Source organism: Flavisolibacter nicotianae (assembly GCF_003628535.1).
Taxonomy (GTDB): domain Bacteria; phylum Bacteroidota; class Bacteroidia; order Chitinophagales; family Chitinophagaceae; genus Flavisolibacter; species Flavisolibacter nicotianae.
In genome coordinates this window covers 256,845-270,687 of record NZ_RBCI01000005.1, presented here as the reverse complement: position 1 = coordinate 270,687, position 13,843 = coordinate 256,845, and the positions used below count along the sequence as shown (strand labels likewise).

Genomic DNA, 13,843 nt, shown 5'->3' with positions numbered 1-13,843 from the left:
CGATTTCTATTCTGCTACGCAAAGCGCATGGCGATACGGTTGGTTTAGCGGATCAATGTGACCGTGCCTTTTTTCGTGATGATCCTGCCGGCGGAAGACCTAATTTGCAGGAAATACACATAGGAACCTTCCGGCTGCGGATTGCCGTTGGCTTTGCCATCCCAGCCACCACTAAGGTCCCGGGCCGAATAGAGTAATTGACCCCACCTGTTGAAAACCTGGAATTTCAGGAGTTGGTACCCATCGGCGGCTACGACCCGAAAGCGGTCGTTCTTCCCGTCGTTGTTCGGCGTAAAGCTGTTGACAACGTAGATGTCATTGAATACCCTCACCATTACCGAGGCTTCCGCCCTGCCGCACCCGACCGTCGACTCGGCCGTCAGCGTGTAACGGGTATCCACAGGCGGAAAGACAAGTGGTGTGAATACGGCGTTGTTATCCATATAGAGTGGAGGCGTCCACAGGTAGCGAACGGCTGTCCCTTTTACATCACCCTGCAGAAGCACGGAATCGCCGCGCACAATGGTTTTGTCGCCGCCGACATGCACCTCGGGATTGCGATAGACATTGACCGACACGAGTGCCGAATCTTTGCAACCATACGAATTGGTCAGAACAACTTTGTATTGCGTAGAGTCGCGGGGCGAGGCGACAGGATTAGACGCCTGCGGATTGGAAAGTCCCGTAGCCGGTTCCCACAAAAACCGTCCATCACCCAAAGCGGTCAACGTCACCCGCTGTCCTTCGCAAATGGCATATTCCGCTGGCACCATTATCGTTGTTGAAGGAAATACATTAACATAAAAACTATCCACATCGGTACAGCCAAACCGAAAGTCCTGCATGCGGCGGTACAGGCCAGTATCGCGGTAAGCGATTTGCGGCACTACTGCCTTTTCCTGCGTCGACGAATAACCATTCGGACCCGACCAAACCAGCGCATCGGCAAAGGGATCTTTTGCCGGCAAAAACAAATCCTTTCCCAGGCAACCAAGCAGGTTTTGCGGTTTGTTGTGCGGGGGCAAGGGCCGCACAGTAGTGGTTAAAACATTGGAGACGAACCGGCATTGCGGTGTATGGATGTTTCCTGCTTCGGCAGCGACCATACGGTAAAGAACCACACCGCTGGACTTTTGTGCAACAGTATAAACAACCGATACGGCCGCGGGTATATCCGTCCATGACCTGCCGGTATCGACACTGCTTTGCCATTGCACGGCAGGATTGATAAAACCGTTCACGTAGGCGCCTTTCAAAACAAAGTCCTTATTGTAATCGGCACACACGGTCAATGGTTCTGCAGAGCCGTTGACCGTAGCTGAAACAGACGGTCCGCAGGGCCGCAAGGTGATGTCGTCGATGGCAAAGGCCTGGCCACACCCGGCTTTTTTATTGGTGGACACGACCAGGACTACATCGTTTTCATTGGCCGGAACCGTAAACGACAGGCCGAACTGGATCCATTTTTTTTCGTCGATGATGGGAATGTTCCCCGTGTAAATACTATCGATAAGAACACCTGATAAGGTAAACACTTTAAAATAGAGGCTGGCGGGAACGGCACTGCCGCCGCAGCTGATGGGTTGCAAGGCATTGGTGACCCAGGCGGAAAACACATAGCGCACATTGGTGCACAATCCACGGGCTGTGTCCCTGTACACAACGGTTGGCGCCGTGATGCCATCGCTGCTCTGCGCATTTACCAGCATGTAATTGCCGTTGCCATCGAGGGTATGATCGCCGGCCAGCATCAGCCAGGTGCGGTCTTCGCCACAGCCAAAGAGCAGGTTGGCAAGAGCGTATTGTCCTTTTTTCGGACATCCCTGCCCGGGTTCAAATTCGGTAGACCGCGGCGGCAATTGTCCACGGTTTTTACCAAACGTGATGTTGATGATGGGATCGCCCAGGCTGCCGCTGCAAATCTGGGCGTCGCTGCCGGGCGGCAGGCAAAACAAAAAAGCAATCAACAGCAAAGCAATTTTCATGTACTGACCAACTATCGTTTATTCAAAGCAGTGACAGATGCCTATAAATATAACCAGAACCGGGCAATCGCCGCCTGGTGATTTGGTGATTTGCAAAACATCGCCGCATTTCCTGTGCCGGCAGAGCGCCACCCTTCGCTGTTGCCTAGTAAAACTGTTTTTCATCCAACCGGAAAAAACGAACGGCATTGTTGAACAGGATATCCCGCTTTTGATCGGTCGAAAGATAATTGGCGTTTTCTATTACGCCGAGCGAGGTTTCCAGGAGTTTGGGCCAGATCATCAGGTCCGTACCATACATGATGCGTTTGCCAAAGCCAGCCTGCACCATGCGCCGGATGTATTCGTTTACTTCTGCCAATGGGTAGCTCCAGATCATCCCGGCAATGTCGACATACACATAGGCATTGGCTCCCATCAGGGCAATCATTTCATCCAACATTGGGTAGCCGGCATGCATCACCCAAAGCTTCAGTTTGGGATGTCGGGCCAGGAGGTCTTCCAGCAAAAGCGGGTTGCCCATCGAGGCTCGGTATTTCGGCGAAGTAAGGTTGGCCATCCCGTTGCCACCGGTTCCCATGTGAATGGCGACAGGGATATTAAGCTTTTCGGCAACGGCAAAATACGGGTCAAGCGAAGGATCACTCGGCGACATGCCCTGGTACTGCGGCGCTATTTCACCCACCACTTTATAGAAACCCGTCGAAAGCGAATCTTCAAACGCTTTTACACTCATATCCGAAGCAGACGAAAAGGAAAGGCTGGGTATAAAACGGGATGGTGATGCTTTTTGCCAGGTATGAAGAATGCCGGCATCGCCACTGGCAACGGCCGTGATGTTCAACCGGTTCATGGTGCCAAGCAAAGCGTCCTGGAATTCTTTGTCCGTTTTGGCTGCTTTCAACGGCTCGGCACAATCGGTCGCCAGAAAAGCCGGTGCCGGCTGGGTCGGATCACCACCCGGCATATTGCTCAAAAACCAGGGACACATATCCGTGGCAAACGCCGGGTTCACCTTCATTGCATGCACGTGTACATCGATGATGGGCAGGTGTTTTTTAGCAGGCTGTTGCTGGGCAAAGCACGACGCAGTAAGCGCGAAGATGAACAGCAAACAAATACGTTCCCGGACGAAAGCAAACGATGTCTTTTTTTTCATGAAGGATGATTTGTAAATGAATTAATGGAGATTTACTTGTAGCGTAATTCGAGCTTGGCAAAAAAATCTTCGAAGAGCAGGCTGGTATCAAGCCGGGTATACACGCGGATCGAACGGCCGCGATGGTTGTATTCATAGCCTCCCTGCGCATTGATCAGCGGCGCCGGCCTGGTTACATATTCACTCGACGACGGATCGGCTTCGAAGGAGGATTGCAATGCCGTCAGCAAAACCAAAGGACTGTCGCCAAGAATGTAAACTTCACCAATGTTCACGTAAGGATTTAACCATTTCATCGTGTTTTCCAGCACACCGGTGAGGTAGGTTCCCACATTCCCCCGTGGCTTTATTTTCGTGAGCAATTGAGCATAGGAAAGAATGGCCTGTCTATACGCATTACGTGGCACCTGCCAAATCGGTACGGCCGTCCGGTTGAAGACCGCTCTTGCAGCACCCATATCCAAATTGAGATTGTATTCGGGATTGGAATAGTTGGGCGGCGGAACGGCCAGGTCGGCGTACTCGGGACCACCGATCCAGACGAGGGTGAGCCTGTTGGCGATTTGCGGGGCGGTTAGCAGTGCCGATGCGATCTCCGTGAGGCTGGCGCCGCAGAGCACATACAGCGGCAGCTTCGTATCAGTACGCATCGCTTCTTTGATAATCATATCAACTGCGTCGCTCTTAACGGGAGTACTGTCATTGAGCATGGCCGTGTTGGAACCGGCAATTACCGGGATACCGGTTTTCAGTTCCAGGGCCTCTATGACCTCCCTTGCTTTTTTAACTGCCGATAGCGCCTGGTCCTTCGAACCATTCCATCCTTCACCGGGTTTCAGGTGCGATCCGATAACGGCCCTTGTTTCCACTGAAGGCGACAGCAACAAATGTGCAAGCTGAAACAGACCGTCGGGATCACCACCAAAATCGTTGTCAACAATCACCCGCATACGCGGCGCAACCAGCGTCCCGGTCTGACCGGGCTGCGCACGGGCCATAAAGCCACCAGTTGAAAGCAGGCAAAGAAAAATAAACGCGATGGTCGATATTTTTTTCATGTGGCTTTTCTGTGACTTGTGTTACCATTTTTTACCGCTATCCAATGACGGCTGTCTTCAACAAAAAAGTTTTTTATAGTCGCAATTCGCTAGTGCAGGAAACCATTATTTCCCTTGCATCACGCCATTTGCGGCGAATACCTTGCTGAAGAAAAGGACCTGAAACGGCAAGGCATTTTCCCAGTAAGCCCATTCGTGCTTGCCCGGCCGCTCGGCGTAGTCATGCGGTGTTCCGTTGGCCAGGAGGCGACGGTGAAGCTCGCGGTTGGGTTCTATTAAAAAATCGTCCACGCCAATGTCAAAAATGAGTTTTACATCGTTTGCTTTCAGTTTGTCGGCCATACCAATAATGGTGTAATCGATATAAGGATTCAACGTATCCTTCGGCGCACCAAGCAGCCTCGCAAAATTTTCTGTTCTCGACTTGGCAAAGGCCTCCGGCACCTTCCATGTTTTGGTGTTGATATTCATCACGCCGCTCATGCTGCCGGCAGCGGAATAAAGGTCCGGGTGGCGGGCCGCAATGTACATTGCCCCATGCCCTCCCATCGAAAGACCGGCAATCACCCGGCCCTTTTTTTCTTTGATGACACGGTAGTTGCTTTCAATTTTTGCCAGCACTTCGCTGGAAACAAAAGTTTCAAACTGGCTCTCCTTTTGCAAAGGGCTGTCGAAATAATAGCTCGTTGCGCCACCTTCCGGCGTCACGATCACGATGTTGTATTGATCGGCCAATTTATGCAGTAAGGATTTGTCCGGTGGCAGGGTTAACCAATCGCGGAAACTTCCCTGACCGCCATGCAAAAGGTATAAAACAGGGAATTCGGCCTTTGATTTTTGGTAACTATCCGGCAGTACGACAGCCGTTTTCAGCGCCCTGCCCATGGCACGGCTATACACCTCAATGGTATCGACAGTTGCCGCCTTCGTTGCAAGGGAGCACAAAAAACAAAACGCGAAGAGTTGGACGGTTTTCTTCATGACAGTTGAATTGAATTGGATTAACAAACAGCTCAATCTTTTTGAAACACGTTTGCATATTTCCGGATAAAATAAACCGGCGTGCAGCTCCAGGCATGGCAATAACTGTTGACCGGGTAAAAATTATAAGGCGACAAAAAATCATTTGCGGGATCGTACACCTCCCAAAATGTATCGGCGCCTTTTTTCACCATACCACCCCAGTATTTCTCCAGCTCATTCCTGGCTTCCTGCTGCATGCCGCATTTCAACATCGCTTCGATGTAATAGTGATACAGGTAAGGACCGCCCGGGCGAACAACAGACGACAAAGCCTGCAGATTCTTGATGGCCCGCTGCGCCTCTGTATTTGTTGCCACACTACTTAAGATCATCCAGGCCTGCGAGGCATAAGAAACCTGCTTTTCCGGTCCGCTCACAAATACACCACGCTGTTTGTCGTACAATGTTTTCCTGGCAGCTGCGGTCATTCGACCGATCAAACCGGGTACCGCACTGATGTCGTTCTGTTTTCCCAGCAGTGCCGCAAGAGCCAAAGTTTCCTGCAGGGCAAAAATGCAAAGCCCCTGAATGGAAGCCTGCTTGTCGAGGGTATTGCTCCAGTCAACAAACAGCCACCACCCCGCTTTTGCCGCAGCGGCATAATCGAACATTCCATTCGGCAATAAAAACCGGCTGATATTTTCAAGTTGTTTTTTTGCCACCGGCCAAAGCTCCATGGCTGTTTGCCTGTCACCGGTTGCCGCCAGGTACTCCTTTAAAGCGGCATTATACAGCAGCGAATATTCAAAAAGAAATGGTGCCCCCACCTGTGCATGCGGTTGCGGCGTTTCAAAAACGTTGGAGTTAAGATAACCGTTTTCGCCGCTAACACCGGCCAGCAGGTAGAGGCATCGCCTGGTGAGTGCAAAATTTTGAAACGAATAAGCATTCGTTATCGACTGAAGGTAAAGATCGCCGGTCCACAAGCGGCGGTCGCGTTTGGGCCCGTCCTCAAAAACGGTTTGCATGCACTCTTTCAATGTAGCCTGTCCGACGCGGTCAATTTCCCGAATTATTGGGTCGGTATTCGCCGGCAAAGCAGCCGGCAGTTTCGTGGCGGCGGTAGTTGCCCGGGCCTCCATCCCATCGAACCCAAAGTCGAAATAAGGTGAACTGCCAAGCAAATCGATTTTGACATAGCGAAACGCAAGTCGTCTCGGAATGGTGACGGTGGCCGGAAGTTCCATCACCGTCACCACTTCGTCCTGCAGCCAGGCGCGGCTTAAGCTGCCGGGATAGGGATCGAACGGTGTAGCCATTTCGGCCGGCACTTCGCCAAACGTAAAGCGAAAGCGCAACGGCCCATCCGGTGTGCCGCGGCGAGCTTTCAGGGTAAAGGAATAAAATCCTGTCAGGTGATCGCCGAAATCAAGCACGACACCCGATTGTTTTTTGAACGATTGCTGGTAAAGCGAATCCAGCGGTTTTGCCGGCACTGTTTTCCATCCCTGGAAAGCGTTCGAGTCTCTCACCAATGTGACAAGCGCCGTTGGTTTTCTGACCGTTTCGTTGAGGACTGGCTTGTTTTGCTCCGCCTTTTGCAACCAGTCTTTTCGCTGTGCGGCAAATACATCCTGTGCTTTCACTCCCCTGGCAAAAACAACAAAGGCAAAAAGATAACAAACATACCTGGCGATCAGCATGCGTTTTTGATGTAGATGGTTACGAAATTCCCATTGCGTTCCTGCAAGTAGCCGGTTGGTACCAAATGCTTCTTTTTGTCAGAGGAAAGCTGCATGGTGATTCTGCAATTTTATTTGGCTGTTGCAACCTGGAGCAATTCTTTGTCGTGGTGATACCGCACTTCACACTTGTTATCGAAAAACATGGTCGCCCCATTTTCGGCCGTGTATTTTGGCCATGCCTGCAAGGCTTTCGCATTGGGGTCGCCCGTGCGGGCAAAATTGATCCAGGCCTGGCTCATTTTGTCGGCCAGAACTTTTGCGTCTTTTCCACCCCCCGTCATTTCACGGCATCGGTCGATGTTGTCGAAAACAAAGGGCAATTCCATGCAATGCATCGCCTTGAACTGGCCATCCATTACCGGCGACTGCCAACTGAATAGGTACATATAAACAGGAGCCGTACCCGTTGATGATTTCAGATCGGCCTGGCGAATGGCACCAGCCCTGAAATTGATATCGAGATCGACATAATTACCCGGTTCCAGGTTTCCGGGATAGGCTTTGCTCACGGCTGTCATGTATGCGTCGGCCTTGTCTTTGTATTGCTTTTGCAGGTTTTCTTTCACCTGCTCCATCGACAGGTTGCGGAGCGTGGGATTGAATGGCGTGAATTCATTCTTGGTTGTGCCGACCAGCAGCGGAACGTCTTTGGCGATGGCAATACCGGCGGCATCAGTCGGTTGGTAGGGCAGAAAATCGCCGTCCAATATAGGCCCCCAGCCAAAAAAACCAGCTTGTTTTCCTTCTGCCCGTAACGCCTGGCTCACTTTGGTCATGGCTTTTTTCGCCGCGGCATATAACTGGTCGTAGGGAATTTTTTGCAGGGAATCAGCCTGCGTGGGTGCGATGTTTAATTCTTCCAGCGTCGCCGCCGTAATGCGCCGCGAAACTGCCGGCTCCATAAAACCCGAAAGATAACTGCCGCTTTGCACAATGGCTTTGTGAAAAAGGCCTTTGGCCGACGGTGCATACATAAGCGATGTCACTTTTCCGCCGCCACCCGACTGGCCGAAGATGGTCACGTTATTTGGATCGCCTCCAAAAGCGGCAATATTTTCTTTCACCCATTGCAAGGCTGCCACCAGATCTGTAAGACCGGCATTCCCGGAAGACTTGTATTTTTCGCCATAGGCCGACATGTCGAGAAAGCCGAGTACATTGAGCCGGTGGTTGACCGTCACCACAACCACGTCGCCTTTGCGACTCAGGTTTTCACCATCATAGGACGGCAGTTCCACCGATGAACCAGCCGTAAAGCCTCCGCCATGAAACCAGACCATTACCGGACGTTTGGCAGTCCCGTTGATCTCCGGTGTCCACACATTCAGGCTCTGGCATTTTTCATTGGTGTATCCCCAGTTGTGCTGGAAAGGAAATTCACCTTCATCCATCACCGTGGTGGTGGCGTCGGTGGGACAAACGGGCCCGTAGCTCATCGAGCTGCGAACAGTTTGCCAGGCGTCCGGTTTTTGTGCCGGCTGAAAGCGTTCCGCCTTTGCATAAGGAATACCCTTGAACGTAAAGATGGCACTGCTGCTGTATCCTCTCACCTTACCATAGGCTGTGGGTACAACGGCATAGGATTTTCCCGCAACAATGGGATCTGCGGAAGCTGGTTTTTGCGCAATCGCGGGAAAAAAGACCAGCGAGAAAACTGATGCTACGAACAAACGGAAAGCATTTTTTTTCATGGCAAACAAAGCGTTTTAGTTTTTGTCAACTTGACACAATATAAAACACATTTCCAATGTGACCATTTTTTTTCAAAAGAAACTAACGCAGGTGCCGGCGGTCTTCTGTCCTGTAAATAAAGTCAGGAGCCGGGCGCCACCTTACCGGATCAGGGAAACTGTTCCTTTTACTTCCACCGGCTTGTTATGAAAACGCCCCCTGACAAGATAAACATAAGTCCCTGGCGGACTTTGCCGGCCGCCAGCCGTACCGTTCCAGCCGGCGCCAAGGTTCCGGGTGCTGAAAAGGTTCTTCCCCCACCGGTCAAAAACCGAAAATTCCCTGAGCTGAAACTGACGCGTAGCTGGTATGCGGAACACATCGTTTCGGCCATCGCCATTTGGTGTAAACGCATTGGGCATGTGCAGTGTGCTTTCATCACAGGCTTGTTCCCCGACGCGAATGGTGAACGTTTTGGAACAACCATTCACGCCAATTGCTTTTATCTCATAAACACCTCCCCGGTCAATTTTCACTTCGGTCAGCGAAAGATTGTCCCATAAATAGGTGATATTGTCCGAAGCGGGAGCAATAACCAGCGGTTCATCTTTACAAACGGTCGTATCATTTGCAAGATGCAGATGTGCAAACGGATCGGCACCTGCATAATACGGATCGGTCACAAAGCAGGTATCCGCAGTCGAAACCCTGACGCTGAAAAACCCCGAAATATTTTTCGGAACCCGGTAGGGTTGTTGCGTTGCACCAGCGATCGCGATGCTGTCCCTGTACCATTGGTAAACGGCATTGGGAAAAGACGGTGCCCTTAACACGGAATCAGGCTGGCAAACATTCCCTCCCAGAGTTTGAACAACTGAAGATGGAAATCGGGCTGCCGGCAGCAAATGCACATCATCGAGATAGTACACATAAAAATCTGCACGGGTTGTACTGTCGGCCAGTTCGAGTTCCGGAACCAAGAAGGAACAATCCGGCCCGATAGCCACGACATTCACACCAAATGGCGCCGTAAATTTTACACGACCCTGCACCCAGTTTCCCGTGCTTCGCATCACCGTTTTGCCCAGCAGCACCCATCCCGCATAATTGGCCGGGCAGCCGTTGCTGTTGGCCGCAATCCCTCCGAAGGGAACGGCATTACAATCTAAATGCCCAAACAGGGCAACAGTAAAAGGTTCTGTTCTGTATTTGAAACCGGCATCGTCATTCGACCGGAAACGCCCTGCACTGAAGCTAAAGACATAGTCTTCGTCTTTCTTTAATGGCGTTTGCAAGCACTGGCTGACGTAAGTTTTTGCGATATCCGTTTCCCTGCTGTCCGGTTTCCGGTAGACTGCCTGCCGGATGGAAACGAAGGCTTTGCCATCGGGTAAGGGCAACGCAGGTGGAATGTATTTCATCACGATGGCTGAGTCGGACGAGCAGGCCAGGTTGTGATAATAGATGGCTTCACTCCCATTGGTGTAGGTCCCCATGCGCCAGAAACGGGCAATGGCGTTGTCGTTGTCGTAGAGGTAAGTGGGACAATGCAAAAAGTCCTCGAACGAACCATTTTGGAAGAGATTGCCCCTTACGGTTATGCGGCACTGGCAATCGGGGTCTTTCAAATCAACCAGGCCGTCACCGTCATCGTCTTTTCCGTTACTGCAGTCTTCCTGGCAAAAGCCGGCCAGGCCGGCAATGCAAAGCAGACAACAAAGAAGACAGCTTTTAAGCTTCATACTCAGGGGACGATTGATGCCCCGAGTAATTTACAGAAAATCCGGCGTACGGTACAGGCAAACGGCAATATGCAGTTGGCGCTATCCGTTGGCTTATCCAATCACTAAACACCCGCCTTATGTTGCAATATCTTTTTTTGGCAAACCTGTTCCACTTCAGTGAGGATGCCGGCTACGCGTTGCGTGTTTCCTATACCGATTTCCTGCAGCAGTTCCGGCTGTTGAGAAAGCTGCTTGCATAAGACAACGCGTTTGTTGAGCAACAATTGTTTTTCGTGACCCGTTAAACTTAACAAACAGGTAAGCGGGTGCAGGCCCGCCTTGTTGATACGGTCGCGAAGACTAAAGTGGCGGGGATAATCCCAACTCACCAAATCGATGTTCATACAGGTACCATACAAAATGGCGTCTTCCGAAAAACGGGTGTTGGTGACCAGCCAGGCCTTGTGAAAAGGACTTTCCCGTTCCGGAAATCCTTCTCCTTTTCGGGTCAGATCCAGGAAGCGGGACTGGATATAGAGCGGGACTTTTACATCGGTGCAGATACCCTGGCTGTTGTGAAACTTGCATTCCACCATGAACTGTTTATTTTCTTTCTGCGCTATCACGTCGACCTCGTGCCGCACGCAATGCCCCTGGACGATTACATCCGTTTGAACCGTGTAGCCTTCGCTTTTGAGCAGTTCGGCAATGAACAATTCAAAAGGAAAACCGGAAGGTCCCAACGCGTTGATGGCTTGCTTGAGTTTGTACCGGGCTGCACCGGGACGGGAATATTGTTTCAGGAGCTGGAAGGCTTGTTTATAAATCGACTTTGTCGACATCTCTTCTGTCAGGTGTGCCGTAATTTCCTGCACGATCTCATTGGCAATCTCGTTGGAAACACCGCTCCGCTTTAATGACCGGTGCAGTTTTTCGTTTGAGAACACGTCCTTTTTTCCCGAAGCTTTGATGACACTGATCCGATCCATAGGCAATGGCAATTTGAAGACAATGCACAAATCAGTTTGTGAGCAGTAAATGGCGAACAGAGGAGATGGCTCCTTATTCATCTTTCTCGCACAAAAAACACTTATATGTTTTCCAAAATAAAATTCACTCTTTCTTCAGGCGGAAGAACGGGAACTCGTACGATCGGAAAACGCAACGAGCTATACACGTCGAGTAACAGTTCCTGTATCTTTTTTTGCGCCACTTCGTCTTCCCTGCGGGCATAATCGTTGACCAGCGGCAGGCAATCCAAAACAAACACCTTCTTATACGATGCCTTTTCCAGCGCCTTTTGTAAAGGTTCGTCTTTTTTTAAGTGCAGAAATTGATAGTAGGCCAGCGCATCCGGGATTGCCCTGTCCAAAAAAACAATTTCGCCGGGATCGAGGGCGGCTTCCTGCCGGATCTGCATTTCCAGCACGCCTTTTTGAAACATTTGCTGGTTCTGCCGCACTTCTTCCACCGTTTTTCCCTGTACGAGTTGGGTGTCGATATAGTGGCGGGCATGCTCAATCGTGGTTGTATAGCCCCTTGCTTTGAGCAGGTTGATCACTGTCGTTTTACCAGACCCCGGTCCGCCAGTGATGACATACCAATTCGTGGGCCTTTTTTGCGGTGCGATGGCAATGGCAGATTTCTGGTCTGCCTGTATTTTTTTGTTAGCCAACATCCGTTTCATTTGGTATCCGATTGGTTTGCCTTTGTATAAAAATCGATTGTGCGTGAATCAAAAGGCAACCGGACCGCATGGTTTAAAGATTGCCTTTCTTCAGTTCTTCCACGGCATGGTTGGCGGCCCGCGCAGTCAATGCCATGTACAAAATCGACGGACTCTGGTTGCCGGTGCTGGTCATGCAGGCACCGTCGGTAACGAAAACATTTTTACAGTGGTGAAGCTGGTTCCATTCGTTCAGCATCGATGTTTTCGGGTCCTTTCCCATGCGGCAACCGCCCATTTCGTGGATGTCCAGGCCCGGTGCCTGCCCATTGTCGTGTTGCGCAATGTTTTTGCAGCCGGCCTTTTCCATCATCTCCGCCGACTGTGTTAAGAAATCCCGGATCATCCGCTCGTGGTTGTCATCGTAGCCTACCGATGTCACCAACTGCGGTATGCCCCACTGGTCTTTCTGGTCCTTACTTAAACGAACATGGTTTTCGGCCCGCGGAACCGTTTCGCCCTGCATATACATGTAGGTGCGCCAGCCACCCAACTGGCTCATGGATTCTTTGAAGGCAGCGCCGATCGATTCGGCTGTTGCCGCCTCGTCGCCCCGTACCCGGTAAGCGCCCATGAAGGTGGTGAAGCCACCCACATAATCCGTATCCTGCTGGTGCAGGTTGCGGTAGTTGGCGATGATCGGCTCCGTGGGATTGCGACCAAAATAATATTTGTCTTCAAAGCCCGGCACATCGGCATCGACCGCCGCCCGGTAATTGTGAAAGCAAACATATTTCCCCAGCACACCGCTGTCATTTCCCAAACCATTTGGAAAGCGGTGCGATGTGGAATTCAGCAGGATCAGGTTACTGTTCAACGCCGAGGCATTGACAAAAACAATCCGTGCAAAATAATCCGTTGTCTTGTGGGTATTGGCATCAATTACCCGTACACCAACTGCCCGGCCTTTAGACTCGTCGTAAAGAATGGAGTGAACCACTGAAAATGGCCGCACGGTCAAATGACCTGTTTTTGCTGCCCAGGGCAAGGTGGACGAAACCGTGCTGAAATAACCACCAAAAGGGCAGCCGCGCATGCAAAGATTGCGGGCCTGGCACCTGCCACGGCCTTGTTGCAAATGAAGTTCTGTCGGTTGCGTCAGGTGGGCCCAGCGGGCATGTACCAGGTGGCGTCCCTTGTAATTTCCGGCAATGGCCTGTTGCATTTTGGATTCCACACAGTTCAGATCAAAAGGCGGCAGAAATTCGCCGTCGGGCATGGCTTCGATGCCGTCTTTGTTGCCGCATACGCCAATGAATTTTTCGACACGCGAATACCAGGGGGCCACATCTTCATATCCAATCGGCCAGTTCATGCCGTAGTCGAGTCGTTCCGGTGAAGTAAACTCAAACGGGCTCCATCGCTGGCAGGCCCGTCCCCATGTCAGGGATTTGCCCCCTACCTGGTAGCCGCGGATCCAATCGAACGGTTTTTCCTGCACATAGGGATGGTCGGCATCTTTGATGAAAAAGTGTGCCGTGTCTTCGCCAAAGCCGGCCGCCTTGCTAATGAGCGGATTTGCTTTTAAAAACGCCCGGCTCATTTGCCCACGGTGCGGAAACTCCCACGGCGCCTTGGTAGCAGTTGGATAGTCTTTGATGTGCTCCACGTTACGGCCACGTTCCAGCACAAGTGTTGTCAGGCCCTGTTCGCACAGTTCCTTCGCGGCCCAGCCGCCGCTGATGCCCGAACCAATGACAATGGCATCGAAAGAATTTTGCTGTACTCCTTTTGTGTTCAGGTTGATAGGCAAGGAATCGTTTGGCATAAAAAAGAGATTAGGTTGTATTTGCAAACACGGCGGCCAGCCGG

At 51.3% G+C, this 13,843-nt stretch carries 10 protein-coding genes; all 10 read right to left on the bottom strand.

What is annotated here, in order from left to right:
- Positions 1 to 44: 44 nt before the first annotated feature.
- Positions 45 to 1,985: a gliding motility-associated C-terminal domain-containing protein gene (locus D6024_RS15875; RefSeq protein ID WP_121355619.1), complete on the bottom strand. Its 1,941-nt coding sequence runs from the start codon at positions 1,983 to 1,985 to the stop codon at positions 45 to 47.
- A gap of 145 nt (positions 1,986 to 2,130) precedes the next feature.
- A complete protein-coding gene (locus D6024_RS15870) occupies positions 2,131 to 3,144 on the bottom strand; it encodes an amidohydrolase family protein (RefSeq protein ID WP_121355618.1) in 1,014 nt (337 codons plus the stop codon).
- Between the two features lie 32 nt (positions 3,145 to 3,176).
- Positions 3,177 to 4,202, bottom strand: a complete 1,026-nt coding sequence (locus D6024_RS15865; protein WP_121355617.1) for a nucleoside hydrolase — start codon at positions 4,200 to 4,202, stop codon at positions 3,177 to 3,179.
- Between the two features lie 105 nt (positions 4,203 to 4,307).
- Positions 4,308 to 5,183, bottom strand: coding sequence for an alpha/beta hydrolase (locus D6024_RS15860; protein WP_121355697.1), 876 nt, complete (start codon positions 5,181 to 5,183; stop codon positions 4,308 to 4,310).
- Positions 5,184 to 5,215: 32 nt separating this feature from the next.
- Complete coding sequence (locus D6024_RS15855; RefSeq protein ID WP_121355616.1) at positions 5,216 to 6,868, bottom strand: alpha-L-rhamnosidase-related protein; 1,653 nt, start codon at positions 6,866 to 6,868, stop codon at positions 5,216 to 5,218.
- Positions 6,869 to 6,978: 110 nt separating this feature from the next.
- A complete protein-coding gene (locus D6024_RS15850) occupies positions 6,979 to 8,601 on the bottom strand; it encodes a carboxylesterase/lipase family protein (protein ID WP_121355696.1) in 1,623 nt (540 codons plus the stop codon).
- A 141-nt stretch (positions 8,602 to 8,742) separates the two neighbouring features.
- Positions 8,743 to 10,323 (bottom strand): gliding motility-associated C-terminal domain-containing protein, encoded by a 1,581-nt coding sequence (locus D6024_RS15845; protein WP_121355615.1) that lies wholly within the window; start codon positions 10,321 to 10,323, stop codon positions 8,743 to 8,745.
- 104 nt (positions 10,324 to 10,427) lie between these two features.
- The gene (locus tag D6024_RS15840) at positions 10,428 to 11,294 is read right to left on the bottom strand and encodes a restriction endonuclease (RefSeq protein WP_121355614.1); all 867 of its coding nucleotides are present in this window, start codon (positions 11,292 to 11,294) and stop codon (positions 10,428 to 10,430) included.
- Between the two features lie 101 nt (positions 11,295 to 11,395).
- Positions 11,396 to 11,992 carry an AAA family ATPase gene (locus D6024_RS15835; RefSeq protein ID WP_205573295.1) on the bottom strand — a complete coding sequence of 199 codons (597 nt, stop codon included), beginning with the start codon at positions 11,990 to 11,992 and terminating at the stop codon, positions 11,396 to 11,398.
- Positions 11,993 to 12,065: 73 nt separating this feature from the next.
- Complete coding sequence (locus tag D6024_RS15830) at positions 12,066 to 13,799, bottom strand: GMC oxidoreductase (RefSeq protein WP_121355613.1); 1,734 nt, start codon at positions 13,797 to 13,799, stop codon at positions 12,066 to 12,068.
- Positions 13,800 to 13,843 lie beyond the last annotated feature (44 nt).

Excerpts from the sequence above, each read along its gene's own strand:
- D6024_RS15845 (WP_121355615.1), bottom strand. The coding sequence starts at position 10,323 with ATGAAGCTTAAAAGCTGTCTTCTTTGTTGTCTGCTTTGCATTGCCGGC.
- D6024_RS15850 (WP_121355696.1), bottom strand. The coding sequence starts at position 8,601 with ATGAAAAAAAATGCTTTCCGTTTGTTCGTAGCATCAGTTTTCTCGCTG.
- D6024_RS15875 (WP_121355619.1), bottom strand. The coding sequence starts at position 1,985 with ATGAAAATTGCTTTGCTGTTGATTGCTTTTTTGTTTTGCCTGCCGCCC.
- D6024_RS15855 (WP_121355616.1), bottom strand. The coding sequence starts at position 6,868 with ATGCTGATCGCCAGGTATGTTTGTTATCTTTTTGCCTTTGTTGTTTTT.
- D6024_RS15835 (WP_205573295.1), bottom strand. The coding sequence starts at position 11,992 with ATGAAACGGATGTTGGCTAACAAAAAAATACAGGCAGACCAGAAATCT.
- D6024_RS15865 (WP_121355617.1), bottom strand. The coding sequence starts at position 4,202 with ATGAAAAAAATATCGACCATCGCGTTTATTTTTCTTTGCCTGCTTTCA.
- D6024_RS15840 (WP_121355614.1), bottom strand. The coding sequence starts at position 11,294 with ATGGATCGGATCAGTGTCATCAAAGCTTCGGGAAAAAAGGACGTGTTC.
- D6024_RS15830 (WP_121355613.1), bottom strand. The coding sequence starts at position 13,799 with ATGCCAAACGATTCCTTGCCTATCAACCTGAACACAAAAGGAGTACAG.
- D6024_RS15870 (WP_121355618.1), bottom strand. The coding sequence starts at position 3,144 with ATGAAAAAAAAGACATCGTTTGCTTTCGTCCGGGAACGTATTTGTTTG.
- D6024_RS15860 (WP_121355697.1), bottom strand. The coding sequence starts at position 5,183 with ATGAAGAAAACCGTCCAACTCTTCGCGTTTTGTTTTTTGTGCTCCCTT.